Below are 19,994 nucleotides of genomic sequence, written 5' to 3'. Positions count from 1 at the left end.
GTGCCGGGAGGCTGAACGAGTCCGCTGCTCAGGTCAAGAACATTTGCGGAACATCCTCAGCGCCGGCGGTCCGCGCCGGCAAGGATCTTCTCCGCGAGAGCCTCGTAGTTTTCATCGAAATGATGCCCGCCTTCTGTCCGGATCATCTCGATGCCCTTATCGGCAAGGGCGGGGCAGGCGCTGTCCTCTTCCTCCCGTCCGTAGATGCACTGGACGATCGCCGGATCGACGCGCTCCAGCTGCGGCAGCGAGGGATGCCCCGTCTCGCTTGCCTGTCCCAGCCAACCGGCGACGGAGATTTCGTAGGTGGCCTGAGCGGCAAAGCCGAGCAGGGAGAGCTGCGGGATCATCTTCCGCGTCTCTGGCGGCAGCAGGTTGTAGACCTCCGGAAGCACATCGGCTCCGAAGGAGTACCCCACCAGAAGTACGCGCCCGGCCTTCCACCGGGCGCTGTAGCGCTCGATGATCAGGCGCAGGTCTTGCGCCACTTCGGCCGGCTTCCGCTCCGACCAGAAGTAGCGGAGGGAATCCACGCCCACGGTGGAGACGCCCCGGTTCTGAAAGGCTTCCGCGATGGTCTTGTCGAGATCGCGCCATCCGCCATCGCCGGACAGGACCACGGCCATGGTGTCGGACGGCTTCGAGGCGGGGAGTTCAACCAGCGGCAAGCCGGCCAGGCGGTCTTCGGCGGGCGAGGGTTGGCGCAGTCCTTCCAGTGCCGCATTGGCGAGCGCCTGTCCGGCTTCGGTTGGGGCATCCGACAGGTCGACCCGCACTCCACGCGCCACGATGTCGGCCACGGCCCTGCGCGATGCCGCATCGGCGTCGGTGGTGGAGAGTGCGCGGATGGTCTTCACGCTCATATCAGGCGGCGTGCTGTCCGGCCCGCACAGCGGCTTCTTCAGTGACGGCGCCGGCTGCGCGTCCACCGCTATGGCTTCACCGATGGTCGCGGCCGGCGTCTGCTGCGCGATGGACAGGACGAGCCCACCGCCGGCGCCCAAGCCGAGGATCTGGGGGGAGTGGTAGGTCTGGACGCCAAGTTCCCGCTGGATCTGGTAGCTCACGCCCTCGATGTCGCTGACGAGGTAAAGGCACTCGCCGTCATCGGTATCCAGCCGCGCCTTGTAGTCCGGCAGGTTGATGCCGACCACCACCATTCCCCCGGCCTGAAGAAGTTCGGACGCCCGCTGCTCCTGTGTTCCCCAGCCATCCGCGCCCGAGAACAGGAAGGCGACGCCTTTGGGAACCCCGGACGGCGTGAGGATGAGCGGCGAGCCCAGCAGGCCGGTGTCGAGCCGCGGCGGCGCCGAGGTTTCCTGGGCGAAGGCAGGCCCGTTGAGTGCCAGCACGAGGAGGAAGGTGAACAGCCGCCTCATTTCGCGATCACTCCCTTGATGCCGCCGCTGATAAGGGCTGCCACATCGGCAAGCGCGATGGCGGGTTCCAACCCTCCCGGAACCGCGAAATAGCGCGGCTGCCAGTGCGGGCTGAACTTGGCCTTGAACGCGCGCAGGCCCCGGAAATTGTAGAACCGTTCCCCGCGCTCGAACAGGGTGCGGCCGACGCGGTGCCAGAGCGGTGCCGCGGGGCTGGTCGAGAGGCCGGACAGCGGCGCCATGCCCAGTACGAACCAATGGTAATCCTGCGCCTTGAAGTGCAGGCAGAGGCTGGTGAACAGGAATTCCATCGCCACTTTCGGCGCGTCCTTGTGGAAGCGCATCAGGTCGATGGAGGCCTCCTCCCGCGTTTCCGTGGTGAGCAGGTTGGCGAAGGCCACGATGCGGCCCTCGTGGCGCAGCACCGCAACCGGCTGTGCCAGGAGGTAATCGGGCGTGAAGGCGCCGAGGGAGAAGCGCTTTTCCCGCGCCTTGTGGTGATCAAGCCAGGAATCCGACACCGCCCGGAGGTCGGCAAGGATGGCCGGCACGGCGTCGCGTGGCACCACCTCGAAGAAGAGGCCGTCCCGCTGGCCGCGCGCATAGGTCTGCCGAAGCGTGGCGCGCCGGGAGCCGGTGAGGTCGAATCCGGTCAGATCGAGCCGCGCCTCCTCGCCGATCTTGAAGGCATGCAGTCCGACATCTGCGTACAGAGCAAGGTTCTCGGGCGCGACCTGGTAGAAGACCGGCCGGGCTCCCGCCTCGCGCGCCGCTTCCACGAAGCGCCATATCAAGGCGGGCCATGCATCTTCGGGGCCGATCGGATCAAACAGCGCCACCCAGGTGCGGGCGCGCACGCCGTACATGATGAAGGCGCGCCCATCCTCCGAGAACATCAGGCTCTTGTCGCCGGTGCGCGCCAGGTTGGCGTCCGCCCGGCCCTGCATCTCGATGATGGCGGGGGCACGCGCCATGTCCTCGGCCGAGGGAAGGGTGGCGAGGTAGCGCGCGTGGCGCAGCAGCGTCCAGCCGCCGAACACCAGCGCGGCGAGGGTGATGCCAAGCAGTGCCCGCAGCGAGCGCGGCGCCTCTCCTGTGAATTCGAACTGCCACCAGAGCTGATGGGTGTAATCGACCTCGCTATAGGCGAAGAACAGCACGGCAAGCGCGGCCGCGAGCACTGAGCCGATCCCGATCACCCAGGCCGGCGACAGCACCTGATGGGTGAGGAGCGAAGGCCGGTTGAACTGTGCGCGCGTAAAGATCAGCGCCGCGCCCACGAGGACCAGCAGGCCACCCTCGACATAGGCGACGGCCTTCAGCAGAGACAGCACGATGGCCGCGCCGATGGCGAAGAGGGCAGCCCACCACGCCCCGCTGAGCCGGAAGGCAAGACCGCGCGCCACCACCAGCATGCACAAGCCAAGCACGCTGGCCAGGAAGTGCGACGCCTCCAGCACGGGCAGCGGCACGTAACGCGACAGCAGCGACAGAACCTCGCCGCTGGCCGGCGTGACGCTGGACAGGATCAGGATGGTGCCCAGGCAGAAGGTGAGCGCCGACAGAACGGCAGGCGCGGCGCGGGCCGCGACCCGCAATGCATCGCCGCTGGGCGCACGCGCCATGCGGTGTGCGGTCACGGCACTGGCCGCCAGCGCCGCCACGGCGAGCGGAAGCAGATAGTAGATGGCTCGGTACAGGATCAGCGCGCCTAGCACCTGGTCCACGGAGGCGGTGCGCCCGACCACCGCGATGATGACGGCGTCGAACACCCCGATGCCGCCGGGAACATGGCTCAGCACGCCCAGCCCGACCGCGACCACATAGACCGCGATGAAGGCGGGGAGAGACAACCCCGAATCCGGCAGCAGCACCCACAGCGCCGCGCCGGAGCAGAACATGTCGAGCGCCGCGACAAGGATTTGCAGCACGAGGATGTGCGGCCGGGGAAGGCGCAGCGTCCGTCCGAAGAAGCGGGCCTCGCCGCCGCGTGCCGAGATGACGATGAGGCCGATCACGACCACGCAGACCGCGGCACCCGCCATCTGCAGCAGGGATGAGGGGATGTTCAGCGGCGCCGCGACGGCATCCGCCACGAACAGCAGGCCGAGCGCGGTGATGGTGGCGATGCCGATGGTGAAGGTCGCCGTGACGAAGGCGACGATCTTGCCGATGTCCTCGGCGTCGAGCCCGAGAGGCGCGTAAAAATGGTAGCGCACGGCGCCGCCGGTCAGCGGCCCGAAGCCCGCGACATTGCCCACGGCATAGGCGAAGAACGATGTGAGGCCGACCTGGGTGTAGGGCAGTGGCCGGCCGATGAACCAGAGTGCGGACACATCGTAGAACGACAGGGCCACGAAGCTCGCAAAGGTCCAGAGGACGGCAAGGCCGATCTCCGCCCACGATGTCGCCGACAACTCACGCAGCACGTCGGCATAGGTGATCTCGGCGGCGAAATGGCTGAGCGCGAGCCAGACGAGCCCGAGAATGGCCGCGACGCCGAGCCCCGTCAGCACATGGCGCCAACGTCCCAGCCACCGCCGGATCGGACCGGGTTCGTCTTCCGAAGCAGCAGCGGCTTCGGCGTTTTCAGCGGACATGCGGCACCGGTTGAGGGGACGATCCGGGATGGCGGCGTTCAGGCGCCGCGCCGGTGCTCGATCCTGTCCCAGATGATTGCGGCGATATCCGGTCCTCCCAGGCGGCGGATGGAGCGCAGCCCGGTGGGGGAGGTCACGTTGATCTCCGTGAGATAGTCGCCGATCACGTCGATGCCGACGAAGAGCAGGCCCATCTTTTTGAGGAAGGGTCCGATGCGCTCGCAGATTTCGCGCTCGCGCGCCGTCAGTTCGGTGGCCGCCGCCTGGCCGCCGCGCACCATGTTGGAGCGCAGGTCGTCCGCTGCCGGAACGCGGTTCACGGCGCCCGCGAACTCGCCATCCACGAGGATGATGCGCTTGTCGCCCTTGGCCACGGCGGGAAGGAAGGTCTGCACCACCCAAGGCTCGCGCCATGTGGTGGAGAACATGTCGATGAGCGATCCGTAGTTCTGGTCCTCGCGACCGATGCGGAACACCGCAGCGCCACCATGCCCGTAGAGCGGCTTCATCACAATCTCGCCCTGCTCCTCGCGGAACCGGGCGATCTCCTGCGGATCGCGGGTGATGATGGTGGGCGCCATCAGGTCCGGGAACTCGGTCACGAACACCTTCTCGGGTGCATTGCGAACCGAAGCCGGATTGTTGACCACGAGCGTCTGGGGATGGACCCGCTCGAGAAGGTGCGTGGTCGTGATGTAGGCGAGGTCGAAGGGCGGGTCCTGCCGCAGCAGGATGACGTCGAACTCCGACAGCTTGCCGCGCCGGCTTTCGCCCAGCGTGTAATGCGCTCCGGCCTCGTCGCGCACTTGAAGCGGCTCGGACCGAACGAAGGGCGTGTCGCCCACCAGCGCCAGCCGGTCCGGCGTGTAGTAGTGCAGCTCATGGCCGCGCGCCTGCGCTTCCAGCAGCAGGGCGAAGGTGGAATCGCCGGCGATATTGATGCGCTCGATGGGGTCCATCTGAACGGCGACGCGCAAGGCCATGATCGAATCCGTAGCTGAGGGTTCAGAAGCTGCTGAACGCGGCCTCTAGATGGCGGGGCCGACGGCGGGGCGCAACCAGCACCGCGTCGAAGCGCATGTCATAGCCGACGAAGTGTGGATGGCGCGAGAGGAACGCTTCGGCCCCGCGCACGATGCGCGCCTGCTGGGACGGACGGATGGAGTGCGCGGCATCCTCCAGTGTGGCACGGGCCTTCACCTCGACGAAGACCAACTGCCGCCCGCGCCGCACGATGAGGTCGATCTCGCCGACCGGCGCGGGATAGCGCCGCGCCACGACGCGATAGCCTTTCAGCATCAGGAGCAGCGCGGCCATCCATTCGGCCCGCTTGCCCAGCGAATAGGCCTTCTGGCGCGCCGCGGCCCGATTGGTCACGTCGCGGACTTATCGGCGAGCTTCAGCGCCCGGGCATAGACCTCGCGCCTCGGTGTGCCGCTGGCCTTCGCAACTTCGGCCGCCGCATCCTTCACGGAGCTCGATTTGAGAGCCTCGCGGAGCGCGCTGTCGAGATCGTCGACGGAAGCCGCTGCGCGTTCCGGTGGCGGGCCGACGACCAGCACGATCTCGCCCTTGGGCTGGGCTTTGTCTGCGTAAGCCGTGGCAAGCTCCGGAAGGGTGCCGCGCCGCACCTCCTCGAAGCGCTTGGTCAGTTCACGGGCGACGCTGGCCTGCCGCGGACCGAGCACCTCAGCCAGATCGGTCAAGGACGCCGCCAGTCGCGGCCCTGTCTCGAACATCACCAAAGTGGCCGGCACGTCCAGGATCTCCGCCAGCCTCGCGCGCCGGGCGGCGCTTTTCGGCGGGAGGAAACCCTCGAAGAAGAAGCGATCGGTCGGCAGGCCGCCCAGCACGAGCGCCGCGAGAACGGCGGATGCTCCCGGCAGGGCGGTCACCGGCAGGCCCTCGCCGGCAAGATCGCGCACCAGCTTGAATCCGGGGTCGGAGACGAGCGGCGTGCCGGCATCCGAGACCAGGGCCAGCGCCTCGCCGGCTTGCAGCCGGGCCACCACCTTCGGCCGCATCTCGGATTCGTTGTGCTCGTGATAGGCCAGCACCGGCGTGCGGATGCCGAAATGCGTCAGCAGCTTGCGCGTAACGCGGCTGTCCTCCGCGAGGATGACATCCGCGCCGGCCAGCGTGCGCAGGCCGCGCAGCGTCATGTCGCCGAGATTGCCGATCGGCGTCGCCACGACCGACAGGCCGGCGTCCGCCTTCGGTGCCTCGAAGACGTGTCCGTCGATCCAGTATTGGCGGCTGCTTGCGCCGGGGGGCACTGCCGTGCGGCCGGTGCGTGGCGCTGGGCTTGGCATTGGTGAATCCGTCGGTTACCAAGAGGGAAGACGTTTACGACGCGCCTGCTGCATCGGCAATGCAGCGCACCCGACAAGCCGCCGTGCTCGCATATGAGCCGCGGCCGCCCACGACGATCTGTGAGGCCCGATGATCATCGCCGCTCCCCTGTTCCGGACCTTGCCCCGCTTGGCGGTTCTTGCCGTCGCGGCCCTCGGCCTGGCTGGATGCATGGGTGGAAGCGGCGGAGGACCACGCACGACCGCAGGAGCCTCGGCGGATTCGACCTTCGCTGCGCCGACGACCGCGATCCAGAGCGAGCAATTGGGAGCGCCCGGCGCGCCCGCAGGTTCGGCGACCGGACCGAAGGCCGCGCTTATCCTCCCGCTCTCCGCCAGCGGTAATGCGGGCTCGGCGGCACGTTCCATGAAGAACGCTGGCGAGATGGCGCTTGCCGAGCTTGGCGGCGGCAATCTTCAGCTCATCGTCAAGGATGATGGCGGCACCCCGTCGGGCGCGGCAGCCGCCGCGCAGCAGGCCTTGGCGGAAGGCGCCGAGATCATCCTCGGGCCCCTCTACGCACAAGGCGTGGTCGCGGCAGGGCAGGTGGCGCGCCAGTCCAACATTCCGCTCATTGCCTTCTCGACCGACGCGAGCGCGGCCACCACCGGGGTCTACCTGCTGAGCTTCCTGCCGCAATCCGACGTCAACCGCATCATCGCCCATGCCGTGAAGAACGGCCGGCGCTCCTTCGCCGCCATCCTGCCGGAAGACGCCTATGGCAGCGTGGTCGAGGGCGCCTTCCAGGAAGCCGTGGCAAAGAACGGCGGCCGCGTGGTGGCTCTTGAGCGCTACGCCTCGGGCACGGCAAAGGCGCGCGAGGCGGCGGCCCGTGTCGCCCAGAACGCCGGCACCGCCGACGCCATCTTCGTGCCGGACGAGGCGCCCGCCATCGCGGAGGCCCTGCAGAAGGGCGGCATGGACCTCAAGCGTGTAGCGCTGCTCGGCACCGGCCTGTGGGACGATCCGTCGGTGCTGTCCTCGTCGGCGCTGGCCGGCGGCCAGTTCGCGGCTCCCGACACGGCGGGATGGCGTGCCTTCCAGCAGCGCTATCAGGCGAAGTATGGCGAGGCGCCGGCGCGCACGGCCACGCTGGCCTATGACGCGGTGTCGCTTGCTGCCGCGCTCAGCCGCTCCGAAAGCGGCCAGCGCTACACGGCGCAGGCGCTCACCAATCCGTCCGGTTTCCAGGGCGTGGACGGCATCTTCCGGCTGAAGTCCAACGGGCTCAGCGAGCGGGGCCTTGCCGTGCTGCAGGTTGGTGGCGGCACGGCACAGGTCGTGGCACCGGCACCGAAGAGCTTCGCCGGCGCGGCGGGCTTCTAGGCCGCCAGATCGGCCACCACGGCGTCCAGCACCGGGAAGCCTTCCAACGTCACCTTGAGCCGGCCCGGTGCGGGGCGGCTGATGAAGCCGTTGGCTTCCAGCGCACCGATGCGGCCGGGATCGAGGCCGAAGCCGGCCAGCCGCTCGAAGCGCTCCACGTCGATGCCTTCCGCGAGCCGCAGCCCCATCAGCAGGTATTCGTCGGCCACTTCGATGGTGTCGAGCGTCTCGTCTGATGTGACGCCGTGGCCGGTCTGCTCGACGCGCGAGGCCCAGAGCTCCGGCTGGCGCTCGGTCGACATCGCATGGCGGCCATCGGCCAGATTGATGCGCGAATGCGCGCCGGGTCCAACGCCGGCCCATTCGCCGGAGCGCCAGTACAGCAGGTTGTGGCGGGATTCCGCGCCCGGGCGCGCGTGGTTCGAGATTTCGTAGGCCGGCATGCCGGCCGCGCCGCACACCTCCTGCGTCACATCCCACAGCGCGCGCGAGGTCGCCTCGTCCGGCATCACCAGCTTACCGGCCTGATAGAGCGCGTTGTACGGCGTGCCTTCCTCAATGGTCAGCTGGTAGAGCGACAGGTGCTCGCCCGCGCGCGCCAGTGCTGCGGTGAGTTCCGCGTGCCAGTCCGCGGGCGTCTGGAACGGCCGGGCATAGATCAGGTCGAACGAGGAGCGGTCGAAGGTCGTCTGCGCGATCTCGATGGCGCGGAACGCTTCCTCAGCGGAATGCAACCGACCCAGCCGCTTCAGCTCGGCATCGTCGAAGCTCTGCACGCCCAGCGAGACGCGGTTGACGCCCGCAGCGCGGTAGCCGGCGAAGCGCCCCGCCTCGACGCTGGACGGATTGGCTTCCAGCGTGATCTCGGCGCCCGCTTCCATCGGCCAGGTGCGGGCGATGGCGTTCAGCACCGTCTCGACCGTGTGCGGCTTCATCAGCGAGGGCGTGCCGCCGCCAAGGAAGATGCTGCGCACGCTGCGGCGCGGCGTCAGAGCTCCGAACCAGGCGATCTCCTGCGCAAAGGCCGCCGCGAACCGCTCCTCATCCACCGGCTGGTGGCGGACATGGCTGTTGAAGTCGCAATAGGGGCATTTGGCGGCGCAGAACGGCCAGTGGACGTAGACGCCGAAGCCGGGATCCTCGCTCAACGGGCCGGCGCCTCGCGGAAGCAGCGCTCGGCCAAGGCCAGGAAGGCGCGCGCGCGGTGGGACAGGCCGGAACGGCGCTCCCAGTCCACGCCGTGCTTTTCCTCTGCGCTCATCTCGCCGAACGTCCTGTCATGCCCCTCGGGCAGGAAAACGGGATCATAGCCGAAACCAAGCGTGCCGCGGGGTGGCCAAACCACATTGCCCACAACCGATCCTTCGATGGCTTCCTCGTGCCCGTCCGGCCACATCAGCGAGAGGGCGGCAATGAAGGCGGCGCTTCGGTTCGTGGCGCCGCGGCCCTGCAGATCAACCTCTATGCGCTGCATCGCAGCCGCAAAATCCTTGCTCGGCCCCGCCCAGCGCGCGGAGAAGATGCCCGGCGCTCCCCAGAGAGCCTGCACCGCGATGCCGGAATCGTCCGCTAAGGCCGGGAGGCCGCTTGCGGTGGCTGCGGCTTCCGCCTTGATGCGGGCGTTCTCGGCAAAGGTGGTGCCGGTCTCGTCCGGCTCCGGCAGGCCGAGTTCGCCTGCGGACACCAGTTCGAAGCCGAACGGCGCCAGCAATTCGCGAAATTCGCGCAGCTTGCCGTCATTGTGCGTCGCGATGACGAGGCGGCTGCCGCGGGGCAGAAGACGGCTCACGCAACCGCCTGCTTCTGCAGCGCCACCAATTCGGCCACGCCCTTCTTCGCCAACTGCATCATGCCGAACAGCTCGTCCTCGCTGAACGGCGCACCCTCGGCGGTGCCCTGCACCTCGACGATGCCGCCGGTGCCCGTAATCACGAAATTTGCGTCGGTCTGCGCGGTGGAATCCTCGGCATAGTCGAGGTCGAGCACCGGCACGCCACCGACAATGCCGCAGGACACCGCCGCCAGGTTCTGGCGCAGCGGGTTCACGGAGATCATCTGGCGCGTCATCATCCAGTTCAGGCAGTCGTTCAGGGCAACCCAGGCGCCGGTGATGGACGCCGTGCGTGTGCCGCCGTCGGCCTGGATCACGTCGCAGTCCACGGTGATCTGGCGTTCGGCCAGCCCGCGCAGATCGACCACGGAACGCAGCGAGCGGCCGATCAGGCGCTGGATTTCCTGCGTGCGTCCGGACGGCTTGCCGGAGGTCACCTCGCGGCGGGTGCGCTCGTGCGTGGCGCGCGGCAGCATGGAATATTCCGCCGTCACCCAGCCCTTGCCGGAGCCGCGCAGCCAGCCCGGCGCGCGCTCCTCGACCGAGGCGGTGACGAGCACATGCGTCTCGCCAAACTTCACGAGGCACGAGCCTTCCGCATAGCGCGCGACACCGCGCTCCAGCGTGACGGTGCGCATCTCATCGGGCGCGCGGTTGGACGGGCGTGCGGACATCGGGATCAACCTGTGAGCGGAGTGTTGCCGCCTGTTTGCCCCAGCCGCACGCCGGGGGCAAGGTTCGCCGTCCCGCATCCCCCGCCAACGTCATCCGGAGCCTGTCGAAGGATGGTCGAGGGCACTGCGTCCAAGCGTGCTTCGACAAGCTCAGGATAAGGGCCGTTCCTGCTGCCTCGGCGGCAGAGAAAGATCAGTGCTGGAGGATCTTCGACAGGAACTGCTGGGCGCGGGCGCAGCGCTCGGTGCTGAAGAACTCTTCCTTGCCGGCATCCTCGACGATGTGGCCCTCGTCCATGAAGATCACGCGGTTCGCCACCTTGCGGGCAAAGCCCATCTCGTGGGTCACCACCATCATGGTCATGCCCTCATGTGCAAGCTGCACCATGATGTCGAGCACTTCGGAGATCATCTCCGGGTCGAGCGCCGAGGTGGGCTCGTCGAACAGCATGGCGATGGGGTTCATCGCCAGCGCGCGGGCGATGGCGACGCGCTGCTGCTGCCCGCCGGAAAGCTGGCCCGGAAATTTGTGGGCGTGCGCCTTCAGGCCGACGCGTTCCAGCAGCTTGAGGCCGGTGGCCTCGGCCTCGTCGCGGGGGCGGCCCAGCACCTTCCGCTGCGCCAGCGCCAGGTTCTCCGTGATGGAGAGATGCGGGAACAGCTCGAAATGCTGGAACACCATGCCGACGCGCGAGCGCAGCTTGGGCAGGTTGGTCTTCGGATCGTTGACCTTGATGCCATCGACGACGATGTCGCCCTGCTGGATCGGCTCTAGAGCATTGACGGTCTTGATGAGCGTGGACTTGCCGGAGCCCGAGGGTCCGCACACCACCACCACGTCGCCCTTGGCGACATTGGTGGTGCAGTCGGTCAGCACCTGGAACTTGCCGTACCATTTGCTGACATTGTTGATCTCGATCATGGCGGGACCTCAGCGGGGAATGGCGATGCGCGCCTGCAGGCGCTTCACCAGCCGGGAGAGAGCGAAGGAGACGAGGAAGTAGACGACGGCCGCGAAGATATACATCTCCACCAGCCGGCCGTCGCGCTGCGCCACCTTGGACGCGGCGCCCATGAAATCGGTGATGGACAGCACGTAGACGAGCGAGGTGTCCTGGAACAGCACGATGGTCTGCGTCAGCAGCAGGGGCAGCATGTTCCGGAAAGCCTGCGGCAGGACGACGTAGCGCATCACCTGAGGATAGGTCAGGCCCATCGCATAGCCGGCCGAGACCTGCCCGCGCGGGATGGACTGGATGCCCGCGCGCATGATCTCCGAGAAATAGGCGGCTTCGAACAAGGTGAAGGTCAGCAGCGTCGAGGCGAAGGCGCCGACCTGCACCGGCCGCGAGGCGCCCGTCATCCACTGCCCGATATAGGGAACGAGGAAATAGAACCAGAAGATGACCAGCACGAGCGGCAGCGAACGGATCAGGTTCACATAGGCAGTGATCGGAACTGCGATGAACTTGGGCCCGGCGAGCCGCCCGATGGCAAGCAGCGTGCCGAGCAGGATGCCCATGACGGAGGCGAGCACCGTCAGGGTCAGCGTGAACGCCATGCCGTCGAGGAACAGGTATCCCAGCGAGCGGCGGATGACGTCGAAGTCGAAATCGGCGAGCATGATCAGTGTTCCGCGATCATGCCGGGCACGGCGACCCGCCGCTCAAGGAAGCGCATGCCGGTCACCACGATCATGTTGAGGACGAGGTACAGGATGGTCGCGGCCGTGAAGGCCTCGAACACCTGGAACGAGTATTCCTGCATGGCGCGGGTGCGTGCCGTCAGTTCGAGCAGGCCGATGGTCAGGGCCACCGAGGAGTTCTTGATGAGGTTCAGGAATTCCGAGGTCAGCGGCGGCAGGATGACGCGGACGGCGCGCGGCAGCAGCACATGGCGGTAGGTCTGCGCGGTGGTGAGCCCAAGCGCGGTGCCGGCCATGCGCTGGCCCACGGGAAGCGACTCGATGCCGGCCTGCACCTGCACGGCCACGCGCGCCGAGGTGAAGAGGCCGAGGCCGAAGATGGCCGTGTAGAACGGCGCGTCCGACATCTGCTTCAGCCACAGGCCGGCGGATGCGGGCACGATTTCCGGCAGCACGAAGTACCACAGGAACAGCTGCACTAGCAGCGGGATGTTGCGGAAGAACTCGACATAGGCGGTGCCGAAGCCTTGCCCGATGCGGGATGGCAGGGTGCGCAGCACACCGATGGAGAAGCCCATGACGAGGGCGATGGTCCAGGCGAAGATCGAGACCACGATCGTGGTCCACAGCCCCTGGAGCAGAAGGTCGAGATAGGTGCCGGTGCCTTCCGGGGAGAGTTCCCAGAAGATGTTCCAGTTCCAGTTATAGCTCATTGTTGTGCACCGGCCGGGGAAACTTCCGGCGCCGGGGCGCCGGAAGGTCTGGTTGTTTTACCGTTGCGTGGGATCAGCGGTAATCGGCCGGGTCACCCGAGCTGGTCGGGTTGTCGATCACCTTCTGGAAGGCCGCGCCGATTGGGATGTTCAGCGTGATGTTCTTCGGCGGGATCGGCTTCGTGAACCACTTCTCGTAGATGCCCTTGATCTCGCCGCTCTTGTAGATGGCGGTCATGGCGTCATCGACGACCTTCTTGAAGGCCGGGTCTTCCCTGCGGAGCATGATGCCGTAGGGCTCGACCGAGAGTGCCTCTTCCGAGATCTGGTAGAGCGAGGGATCCTTCGAGTTCGCCGCAAGGCTGGCCAGCAGGATGTCGTCCATCACGAAGGCCTGCGCGCGGTCGGTCTCGACCATCAGGAAGGCTTCGGCATGGTCCTTGGCGGGCAGGATCTTGATGCCGAGATTGCGCTCGGTGTTGATCTCGTTGATCTGCTTGATGTTCGTCGTGCCCGACGTCGAGACGACGGTCTTGCCCTTCAGGTCCTCAAGGGTCTTGAGGTTGTTCGCCTTCTTGGAGACGAAGCGATTCGCCGTCACGAAATGGGTGATGGTGAAGGCCACCTGCTTCTGGCGCTCGAGATTGTTGGTCGTCGAGCCGCATTCGAGGTCGACCGTGCCGTTCGCCATCAGCGGGATGCGGGTGGCCGAGGTCACCGGGTTCAGCGCGACCTTCAGGTCGGGCATCTTCATCTCGGTCTTCACGGCGTCGACGATCTTCATGCACAGGTCCATGGCGTAGCCAACAACCTGCTGCTTGTCGTCGTAATAGGAGAAGGGCAGCGAGGAATCGCGGTGGCCGATCGTGATCGTGCCCGTGTCCTTGATCTTCTTGAGCGTGCCGGTCAGTTCCTGGGCGCCGGCAGGCGCGGCAATGCCGACGGCTGCAGCGATGAGAAGCGTTACGAAGCCTGTACGCATGTGTTCTCCTGTCGAGCTTAGGTGCCCGTTTTTTGGCCTTGCCCACGGCCTGCACAGATCGTGCCCTTTCGCATGCCTCTATGTCTAGGGCATCGCACCGCGAAAGCGCCTCTTTCGCATGATGGTGAAGGGGGCTACGGGTGTGCACGGTGCAGAGCCGCGCATCATCCGGAATTGCAATAAGGCAAAAGGCGAGGTCAGCAGTGTCGCGGCAACGATCCGAGGATCCGGGACAGGCATACGGATTGTCCCAGCTGAACGAGCGCTCGCGCGAGATCTTCCGGCAGATTGTCGATTCCTACCTCGTCACGGGCGAGCCGGTCGGCTCCCGCAACCTGTCGCGCAGCCTCACGGCTCCGCTGTCGCCGGCCTCCGTCCGCAATGTGATGGCCGATCTGGAAAGCCTCGGCCTGATCCACGCCCCCCACACGAGCGCGGGACGGCTGCCCACCGAGAGCGGCCTTCGCTTCTTCGTCGATGCAATGCTGGAATTCGGCGATCTGTCCGACGAGGAACGCCGCAATGTGCAGACGCGCGTCGCGTCGCACGGACGCTCGGCGGACGACATCCTGCAGCAGGCCTCTTCGCTGCTGTCAGGTGTCTCACGCGGCGCTGGTGTGGTGCTGACCACCAAGCAGGATGCGCGGCTGAAGCATATCGAGTTCGTGCAGCTTGATCCCCGGCGCGCTCTCGTGGTGCTGGTGGGGGAGGACGGCTCGGTGGAGAACCGGCTGGTGCCGCTGCCCATCGGCCTGCCGGCCTCCGCCATGGTCGAGGCCACCAACTTCCTGAACGCCCGCATTCGCGGCCGCACGCTGCTCGAGGCCCGCGCCGAGATCGAGGCCGCGCGCACGGCGGCCAGCGAGGAACTGCACGAACTGACGGCCGGCCTTGTCTCAGCCGGTCTCGCGGATTGGGGCGACGGGGACGCCGATCAGCGCCGCCTCATCGTGCGGGGACAGTCGAACCTGCTGGAGGATCTGCGCGCGCTGGAGGATCTGGAGCGGGTGCGGCTGCTGCTGGACGATCTTGAGAGCAAGAAGGAGGTCATCGAGCTCCTGGGCCGGGCAGAGACCGCAGAGGGCGTCCGCATCTTCATCGGCTCCGAGAACAAGCTGTTCTCGCTCTCCGGCTCCTCAATGATCGCGGCGCCGTTCCGCGACGATCGTCAGCAGATCGTCGGCGTGCTGGGTGTCATCGGCCCGACCCGGCTGAACTACGCGCGGATCGTGCCGATGGTCGACTACACCGCCCGCGTGGTGGGGCGGCTGCTGGGCGAGGGCTAAAGCCCCGCCACATCAGTGCAGGCTGACGGTTTCCAGCTCATGCTCCCACGCATTGGCGAAGGCAGCTTCCATGGAGTCCGTGACGAGGATCGGCGTGCCGTCGGCGCCGACCAGCGCGAAGAGCTGCACGCCCGGCTCCAGGTCGGGGGCTTGCGGGAAGAGGCGGTTCACATCGTCGGACAGCATGGCGCGCACATAGGCGATCTTGCCGCCGCCAAGGCCAGCCAGCTGCGAAGGCGTAATGAAGACGCCGTCGGAAATCGTGGTGTTGTTGTTGTCGATCATCTCTACGCCTCCGGCCCCTTATGAGCGGGCCATAATGTCGATCCTGCGCACGGAACGCTCGGGCTCCGGGCGGGCAAGATCGATCGTCAAAAGACCGTGCGACAGGTCTGCGGCCAGCACATCCATGCCTTCCGCCAGCACGAAGACGCGCTGGAACTGTCGCGCGGCGATGCCGCGATGCAGGTATGTTCTCGCATTCTCCTCCACCTGGCGTCCCCGGATGACCAATTGCCCGTCCTCGATGGTGACGTTCAACTGGTCGGCCCGAAAGCCGGCGACGGCAAGGGTGATCCGGATCCTCTCCGGCGCATCCTCATCGCCCGCGATCCGCTCCACATTGTAGGGCGGATATCCGTCCCCGCCTTTGACGGCCCGGGACAGGGTGCGTTCGATGTCTTCGAAGCCGAGCAGGAGGGGACTTGATAGCGGCGTGATACGCGTCAATGTCAAAGCCCTTCCATGAGCAGCTTTGCGAGGGGAGACCCTGAAGCGGCATCTCTTGAGGCCTAAATTGGTGGTCGCCGCATATGGTTGCAAGACTGGTCCCGCCGCCCGGCCTTTGGTCCCGGGATCGTGAATAGAACCCTTCCGCCATCTTCCTTTCGTGCGGATCGCTACAATATGGATCGAACCTTCCGCGAAAGCCCCGACATGCAATCCATCATCGCGGCCGATGGCGTCACCAAGACCTACGCCAACGGCTTCCAAGCGCTCAAAGGCGTCGACCTGCACATCCGCCCGGGCGAAATCTTCGCCCTTCTCGGCCCTAATGGAGCGGGCAAGACCACCCTCATCAGCATCATCTGCGGCATCGTCAACGCCACCAGCGGCACCGTGCTTGCGGACGGTCATGACATCTCGCGCGACTACCGCGCCGCCCGCTCCACCATCGGCCTCGTGCCGCAGGAGCTCTCCACGGATCTGTGGGAGACGGTCTGGTCCACGGTGAAGTTCAGCCGCGGCCTGTTCGGCAAGGCGCCGAACCCGGCCCACCTGGAGAAGGTGCTGCGCTCGCTTTCGCTGTGGGACAAGAAGGATACCAAGATCATGGCGCTGTCGGGCGGCATGAAGCGCCGTGTCATGATCGCCAAGGCGCTGTCGCACGAGCCGCGCATCCTGTTCCTCGACGAGCCGACCGCCGGCGTCGATGTCGAACTCAGGCGCGATATGTGGGAGATGGTGCGCGGCCTGCGCGCCAGTGGCGTCACCATCATCCTCACCACCCATTACATCGAGGAAGCCGAGGAGATGGCCGACCGCATCGGCGTCATCCGGGGCGGCGAGATCATCCTTGTCGAGGACAAGGCGGTGCTGATGCGCAAGCTCGGCAAGAAGCGCCTGTCCCTGCAATTGCAGCAGCCCCTGACGGCGCTGCCCGCCGACCTCGCGGACAACGGCGTGACACTGTCGGAAGATGGCGAGACGCTGACCTACACCTTCGATGCGCAGGGTGAGGACACCGGCATCGCGGGGCTGCTGCGCCGGCTGGAGGCGGGCGGCATTGACATCAAGGACATGCAGACGCACCAGTCCTCGCTTGAGGAAATCTTCGTCGAACTCGTGGGAGGCCGGGCATGAACCTCCACGGCGTGAAGGCCATCTACCTGTTCGAGATGCACCGCATGTGGCGCACGATGCTGCAGAGCATCGCCTCGCCGGTCATCTCCACGGCCCTCTATTTCATCGTCTTCGGGTCGGCCATCGGCGGGCACATGGCGGCCATCGATGGCGTCAGCTACGGCGCCTATATCGTGCCCGGCCTCGTCATGCTGGCGCTGCTGACGCAGAGCATCATGAACGCGAGTTTCGGCATCTACATGCCGCGCTTCTCGGGCACGATCTACGAGGTGCTGTCGGCTCCGGTTTCCCCGTTTGAGGTTGTGGCCGGCTATGTCGGCGCCGCGGCGTCGAAGTCCATCATCCTCGGCCTGATCATCCTCGCGACCGCACGTATGTTCGTGGACTTCAGCATCGAGCACCCGTTCTGGATGCTGGGCTTCCTCGTGCTGACCTCGGTGACGTTCAGCCTGTTCGGCTTCATCATCGGCGTCTGGGCGGACGGCTTCGAGAAGCTGCAGCTCGTCCCGGCAATGGTGGTGACGCCGCTGACCTTCCTCGGCGGCAGCTTCTATTCCATCTCCATGCTGCCGCCGCTCTGGCAGAAGATCACGCTGCTCAATCCCGTCGTCTACCTCGTCAGCGGCTTCCGCTGGAGCTTCTACGGCACGTCGGACATCGGGGTCATGGCCAGCTTCGGGATGACCTTCGTCTTCCTCATCCTGTGCCTCGTCGCCATCTGGTGGATCTTCCGCACCGGCTACCGCATCAAGCAGTGATCAGCCGAACAGCGGCGGCAGCACGACGCTGCCGCCGTCCCAGGTCAGCTTCAGGCCGACAAGCACCATCAGGCCGTAGATGATGCCGTAGAAGTTCTCGGCCGGGACGCGCCGCACCAGCAGCACGCCGGCCCAGGCAGCACCCACGGCCAGCGGCATCAGCACCGCCGAGGTGGTGAGTGTGTTGATGGAGAACTGGCCCAGCGCCATGAAGGGCGGCACCTTCAGCCAGTTGATGATGAAGAACAGCAGGGACATCGTGCCGACATAGATGTCGCGCGGCAGCCGTTGCGGCGTCAGGTAGATCTGCGTCGGCGGCCCGCCATTGTTGGCGATCATGCTGCTGATGCCGGTCAGCACGCCCCAGAAGATCCCGCTTGGCAAATGGCGCTGCCGGGGAGGCGTGTCCTTTGGCGTCAGCAGGTGGCGAAGGCCGAAGATCACGCAGATCAGGCCAAGCGTCAGTTCCAGCATCGCATCCGAGATATAGGCCGCGATCAGGTAGGCGATGCCTATGCCCACCACCGCGCCGGCCAGCAGCGCGCCGAGATTGCTCCAGTCCCACTTCCGCCAATAGGCCCAGAGCGTGACCACGTCCTGCACCATCAGGAGGGGCAGCATGATCGCCGCGCCTTGCAGTGGCGGGATGGCGAGCGCGAGGATAGGCAGGGACAGCGCGCCCATGCCCGAGAAGCCTCCCTTGCCGAGGCCCAACAATATGACGGCAGGGATGGCTGCGGCGTAGAAGCCGGCATCGGTGATCATGGCCGATTGGGCTTACGATCCGGAAGTGCCCGCCGCAAGCCGCGCCAGCGCACATCGGGCAAGCGCCTGTGGCAGATGTCCCGCCGGTGTCATGTTTATCGTGCAAGCTGAATGACTGTTTCAGAGCCGCGATCGACGCTGTGGAGCGCGAGGGAATATGGGCCTTGCCCGCGCGTTACCGTGTCCCAGCTATGCGGAGGAGGACTGGCGATGAACAGGGAGGATGGCCGCAAAAAGCTGGACGAGGCGTTCGACGCGCTCGAAGAGGAAGTCCCGCAGGCAATGCGTGGCACCATTGTCTGGTTGCGCAGCCCAGGTTCGCGCTGGGTGCGCATACCGGTCGGCATATTGTGCCTCATCGCCGGATTCTTCTGGTTCCTGCCGGTCGTCGGACTGGAGTTCTTTCCCATCGGCCTCCTGCTGATTGCACAGGACGTGCCGTTCCTGCGCGGGCCCGTGGGCTCGCTGACCCTCTGGCTTATCGGCAAGTGGCGGGATCTGAGGTTCTGGTGGGCGAAGTTCCGGGCGAAGAACTAGGCCGGACACCGGCGGTCTGAGTGGTGCCGAGGCACGTGCTTCCACGTGCGGCAATTGCTACACGCTCGCGCATGCCTCAGGATCTGCTGCAAACCCGCGCATCCAAACCGTTCACCGGCGCCATACCCGCGACGGTATGGATGCTGGGCGTGGTCAGCCTGCTCATGGACATCTCGAGCGAGATGGTCGGCACGCTGCTCCCGCTCTACCTGACGGCCGGCCTCGGGGCTTCGGCGCTGGCCATCGGCTTCATCGAAGGGCTCTCGGTCGCCGTGGCCACAGCCACAAGGCTGCTCTCCGGCTTCTTCACCGACTGGAGCCGCAAGGCGAAGCCGCTTGCCGTGGTGGGATATGGCCTTGGCGCGCTGTCCAGGCTGATCTTCCCGCTGGCGGCCAGCATCGATCTGATCGTGCTCGCGAAGTCCATGGACCGGGTGGGGAAGGGGATCCGCAGCACGCCACGCGATGCCATCATCGCCGCCGTAAGCCCGCCGGAGATCCGCGGAGCAAGCTTTGGGCTGCGCAAGTCGCTGGATACGGTCGGCGGCTTCCTGGGGCCGATCATCGCCCTGCTTCTGATGATCCTCTTCGCGGGCGACATCGTCAGCGTATTCTGGGCTGCCGCCATACCCGGAGCGCTGGCGGTGTTTGTGTTGGTCGCGTTCGTGCGGGAGCCCAGATCCGTCGAGCCCCCGAAGCCCTCCGACGTCCGGGTCGCCTCGGCGCTGAAGCTGAACGCCGCCGTCTGGGGCGTGATCGGCCTTGCGGCGCTCATCATGCTGGCGCGTTTCAGCGAGGCCTTCGTGCTCCTGAAATCGCTGGAGGCCGGGTTCACGCCCACCTGGGTGCCCTTGGCCATGGTCATCATGCACGCGGTCTATGGGCTGGCGGCCTATCCGGTGGGGCGGGTGTCGGATCGCATCGGCTATGGCGGACTGCTGATCTTCAGCCTGGCCTTCCTTGCGGCGGCGCATCTCACGCTGGCATGGGCGGCCACGCCATGGGTCTTCGTGCTCGGCACGGTGTTCTGGGGCCTGCATATGGGCTTTTCGCAGGGCCTGCTGGGCGCGATGATCGCGCACGCCACGCCGGAGCGGCTGAAAGGCAGCGCCTTCGGCGCGTTCAACTTCACAACGGGTGTCGTCATGCTGGTCGGGAACACGGCAGCGGGCTGGCTGTGGCACAGCATGGGCTCCGAAGTGCCATTCCTCGTCGGAGCCGCGATCTCCGTCTGCGCGATGCTGTGGCTGTTGGTGAGGCCCCTGCGGGGCGCCCGGTAGCGC

The 19,994-nt window shown here is 66.4% G+C and carries 21 protein-coding genes; 6 read left to right on the top strand and 15 right to left on the bottom strand.

Translation table 11 applies throughout. From position 1 onward, the window contains the following. Positions 1 to 56 precede the first annotated feature (56 nt). The 5 genes from SCD90_RS01120 to rsmI are packed head-to-tail and all read right to left on the bottom strand — an operon-like array spanning position 57 to position 6,291. A complete protein-coding gene (locus SCD90_RS01120; RefSeq protein WP_319842773.1) occupies positions 57 to 1,379 on the bottom strand; it encodes a virulence factor family protein in 1,323 nt (440 codons plus the stop codon). Continuing rightward, positions 1,376 to 3,979, bottom strand: coding sequence for a bifunctional lysylphosphatidylglycerol flippase/synthetase MprF (mprF, locus tag SCD90_RS01115; RefSeq protein ID WP_319842772.1), 2,604 nt, complete (start codon positions 3,977 to 3,979; stop codon positions 1,376 to 1,378). Before mprF ends, SCD90_RS01120 begins: the two co-directional genes overlap by 4 nt. 38 nt (positions 3,980 to 4,017) lie before the next feature. Further along, on the bottom strand, positions 4,018 to 4,962 hold the full coding sequence (gene gshB, locus SCD90_RS01110) for a glutathione synthase (protein WP_319842771.1): 945 nt from the start codon (positions 4,960 to 4,962) through the stop codon (positions 4,018 to 4,020). Positions 4,963 to 4,984: 22 nt separating this feature from the next. Beyond that, positions 4,985 to 5,356 carry a YraN family protein gene (locus SCD90_RS01105; RefSeq protein ID WP_319842770.1) on the bottom strand — a complete coding sequence of 124 codons (372 nt, stop codon included), beginning with the start codon at positions 5,354 to 5,356 and terminating at the stop codon, positions 4,985 to 4,987. Then, on the bottom strand, positions 5,353 to 6,291 hold the full coding sequence (rsmI, locus tag SCD90_RS01100; RefSeq protein ID WP_319842769.1) for a 16S rRNA (cytidine(1402)-2'-O)-methyltransferase: 939 nt from the start codon (positions 6,289 to 6,291) through the stop codon (positions 5,353 to 5,355). The genes SCD90_RS01105 and rsmI overlap by 4 nt, the downstream gene beginning before the upstream one ends. Positions 6,292 to 6,421: 130 nt before the next feature. Between rsmI and SCD90_RS01095 the strand changes: the two genes are divergently transcribed. Further along, complete coding sequence (locus SCD90_RS01095; protein ID WP_319842768.1) at positions 6,422 to 7,657, top strand: penicillin-binding protein activator; 1,236 nt, start codon at positions 6,422 to 6,424, stop codon at positions 7,655 to 7,657. Here SCD90_RS01095 and hemW read toward each other — a convergent pair. From hemW to SCD90_RS01060, 7 genes are all read right to left on the bottom strand, one after another. Further along, positions 7,654 to 8,805 (bottom strand): radical SAM family heme chaperone HemW, encoded by a 1,152-nt coding sequence (gene hemW, locus SCD90_RS01090; protein ID WP_319842767.1) that lies wholly within the window; start codon positions 8,803 to 8,805, stop codon positions 7,654 to 7,656. The genes SCD90_RS01095 and hemW overlap by 4 nt on opposite strands. Continuing rightward, positions 8,802 to 9,446 (bottom strand): RdgB/HAM1 family non-canonical purine NTP pyrophosphatase, encoded by a 645-nt coding sequence (gene rdgB / locus SCD90_RS01085; RefSeq protein ID WP_319842766.1) that lies wholly within the window; start codon positions 9,444 to 9,446, stop codon positions 8,802 to 8,804. Before rdgB ends, hemW begins: the two co-directional genes overlap by 4 nt. Then, the gene (gene rph, locus SCD90_RS01080) at positions 9,443 to 10,162 is read right to left on the bottom strand and encodes a ribonuclease PH (RefSeq protein WP_319842765.1); all 720 of its coding nucleotides are present in this window, start codon (positions 10,160 to 10,162) and stop codon (positions 9,443 to 9,445) included. Before rph ends, rdgB begins: the two co-directional genes overlap by 4 nt. A 193-nt stretch (positions 10,163 to 10,355) precedes the next feature. Further along, positions 10,356 to 11,084: an amino acid ABC transporter ATP-binding protein gene (locus tag SCD90_RS01075; RefSeq protein WP_319842764.1), complete on the bottom strand. Its 729-nt coding sequence runs from the start codon at positions 11,082 to 11,084 to the stop codon at positions 10,356 to 10,358. Between the two features lie 9 nt (positions 11,085 to 11,093). Next, positions 11,094 to 11,786 carry an amino acid ABC transporter permease gene (locus SCD90_RS01070; RefSeq protein WP_319842763.1) on the bottom strand — a complete coding sequence of 231 codons (693 nt, stop codon included), beginning with the start codon at positions 11,784 to 11,786 and terminating at the stop codon, positions 11,094 to 11,096. 2 nt (positions 11,787 to 11,788) lie between these two features. Continuing rightward, entirely contained in the window at positions 11,789 to 12,520 is a 732-nt protein-coding gene (locus SCD90_RS01065; RefSeq protein WP_319842762.1) for an amino acid ABC transporter permease, read from the bottom strand. Between the two features lie 73 nt (positions 12,521 to 12,593). Continuing rightward, entirely contained in the window at positions 12,594 to 13,502 is a 909-nt protein-coding gene (locus tag SCD90_RS01060) for an amino acid ABC transporter substrate-binding protein (RefSeq protein ID WP_319842761.1), read from the bottom strand. Positions 13,503 to 13,705: 203 nt separating this feature from the next. On the opposite strand from SCD90_RS01060, the gene hrcA reads away from it, so the two are divergent. Continuing rightward, positions 13,706 to 14,788, top strand: coding sequence for a heat-inducible transcriptional repressor HrcA (gene hrcA / locus SCD90_RS01055; protein ID WP_319842760.1), 1,083 nt, complete (start codon positions 13,706 to 13,708; stop codon positions 14,786 to 14,788). A 12-nt stretch (positions 14,789 to 14,800) separates the two neighbouring features. Here hrcA and SCD90_RS01050 read toward each other — a convergent pair whose 3' ends face one another. Then, on the bottom strand, positions 14,801 to 15,073 hold the full coding sequence (locus SCD90_RS01050; protein WP_319842759.1) for a BQ00720 family protein: 273 nt from the start codon (positions 15,071 to 15,073) through the stop codon (positions 14,801 to 14,803). Positions 15,074 to 15,091: 18 nt separating this feature from the next. Then, complete coding sequence (locus SCD90_RS01045) at positions 15,092 to 15,517, bottom strand: Hsp20 family protein (protein WP_319843218.1); 426 nt, start codon at positions 15,515 to 15,517, stop codon at positions 15,092 to 15,094. A 207-nt stretch (positions 15,518 to 15,724) separates the two neighbouring features. Here SCD90_RS01045 and SCD90_RS01040 point away from each other — a divergent pair, with 207 nt between their 5' ends. Together SCD90_RS01040 and SCD90_RS01035 are read left to right on the top strand one after the other, a co-directional pair. Then, positions 15,725 to 16,651 carry an ABC transporter ATP-binding protein gene (locus SCD90_RS01040; RefSeq protein ID WP_319843217.1) on the top strand — a complete coding sequence of 309 codons (927 nt, stop codon included), beginning with the start codon at positions 15,725 to 15,727 and terminating at the stop codon, positions 16,649 to 16,651. After that, positions 16,648 to 17,409, top strand: a complete 762-nt coding sequence (locus SCD90_RS01035; RefSeq protein WP_319842758.1) for an ABC transporter permease — start codon at positions 16,648 to 16,650, stop codon at positions 17,407 to 17,409. The genes SCD90_RS01040 and SCD90_RS01035 overlap by 4 nt, the downstream gene beginning before the upstream one ends. On the opposite strand, the gene SCD90_RS01030 is transcribed toward SCD90_RS01035, so the two are convergent. After that, the gene (locus tag SCD90_RS01030) at positions 17,410 to 18,174 is read right to left on the bottom strand and encodes a sulfite exporter TauE/SafE family protein (protein WP_319842757.1); all 765 of its coding nucleotides are present in this window, start codon (positions 18,172 to 18,174) and stop codon (positions 17,410 to 17,412) included. A gap of 210 nt (positions 18,175 to 18,384) precedes the next feature. On the opposite strand from SCD90_RS01030, the gene SCD90_RS01025 reads away from it, so the two are divergent. Then, a complete protein-coding gene (locus SCD90_RS01025; RefSeq protein WP_319842756.1) occupies positions 18,385 to 18,711 on the top strand; it encodes a hypothetical protein in 327 nt (108 codons plus the stop codon). Between the two features lie 71 nt (positions 18,712 to 18,782). Then, positions 18,783 to 19,991, top strand: a complete 1,209-nt coding sequence (locus SCD90_RS01020; RefSeq protein ID WP_319842755.1) for an MFS transporter — start codon at positions 18,783 to 18,785, stop codon at positions 19,989 to 19,991. Positions 19,992 to 19,994 lie beyond the last annotated feature (3 nt).

Source organism: Terrihabitans rhizophilus, from assembly GCF_033898525.1.
Classification (GTDB): domain Bacteria; phylum Pseudomonadota; class Alphaproteobacteria; order Rhizobiales; family Methylopilaceae; genus Flaviflagellibacter; species Flaviflagellibacter rhizophilus.
The sequence above is the reverse complement of the archived record's forward strand: the minus strand, read 5'-3'. Positions and strand labels throughout refer to the sequence as shown.

Excerpts from the sequence above, each read along its gene's own strand:
- SCD90_RS01120 (WP_319842773.1), bottom strand. The coding sequence starts at position 1,379 with ATGAGGCGGCTGTTCACCTTCCTCCTCGTGCTGGCACTCAACGGGCCT.
- mprF (WP_319842772.1), bottom strand. The coding sequence starts at position 3,979 with ATGTCCGCTGAAAACGCCGAAGCCGCTGCTGCTTCGGAAGACGAACCC.
- gshB (WP_319842771.1), bottom strand. The coding sequence starts at position 4,962 with ATGGCCTTGCGCGTCGCCGTTCAGATGGACCCCATCGAGCGCATCAAT.
- rsmI (WP_319842769.1), bottom strand. The coding sequence starts at position 6,291 with ATGCCAAGCCCAGCGCCACGCACCGGCCGCACGGCAGTGCCCCCCGGC.
- SCD90_RS01095 (WP_319842768.1), top strand. The coding sequence starts at position 6,422 with ATGATCATCGCCGCTCCCCTGTTCCGGACCTTGCCCCGCTTGGCGGTT.
- rph (WP_319842765.1), bottom strand. The coding sequence starts at position 10,162 with ATGTCCGCACGCCCGTCCAACCGCGCGCCCGATGAGATGCGCACCGTC.
- SCD90_RS01075 (WP_319842764.1), bottom strand. The coding sequence starts at position 11,084 with ATGATCGAGATCAACAATGTCAGCAAATGGTACGGCAAGTTCCAGGTG.
- SCD90_RS01070 (WP_319842763.1), bottom strand. The coding sequence starts at position 11,786 with ATGCTCGCCGATTTCGACTTCGACGTCATCCGCCGCTCGCTGGGATAC.
- SCD90_RS01065 (WP_319842762.1), bottom strand. The coding sequence starts at position 12,520 with ATGAGCTATAACTGGAACTGGAACATCTTCTGGGAACTCTCCCCGGAA.
- SCD90_RS01060 (WP_319842761.1), bottom strand. The coding sequence starts at position 13,502 with ATGCGTACAGGCTTCGTAACGCTTCTCATCGCTGCAGCCGTCGGCATT.
- SCD90_RS01050 (WP_319842759.1), bottom strand. The coding sequence starts at position 15,073 with ATGATCGACAACAACAACACCACGATTTCCGACGGCGTCTTCATTACG.
- SCD90_RS01040 (WP_319843217.1), top strand. The coding sequence starts at position 15,725 with ATGCAATCCATCATCGCGGCCGATGGCGTCACCAAGACCTACGCCAAC.
- SCD90_RS01035 (WP_319842758.1), top strand. The coding sequence starts at position 16,648 with ATGAACCTCCACGGCGTGAAGGCCATCTACCTGTTCGAGATGCACCGC.
- SCD90_RS01030 (WP_319842757.1), bottom strand. The coding sequence starts at position 18,174 with ATGATCACCGATGCCGGCTTCTACGCCGCAGCCATCCCTGCCGTCATA.
- SCD90_RS01025 (WP_319842756.1), top strand. The coding sequence starts at position 18,385 with ATGAACAGGGAGGATGGCCGCAAAAAGCTGGACGAGGCGTTCGACGCG.
- SCD90_RS01020 (WP_319842755.1), top strand. The coding sequence starts at position 18,783 with ATGCCTCAGGATCTGCTGCAAACCCGCGCATCCAAACCGTTCACCGGC.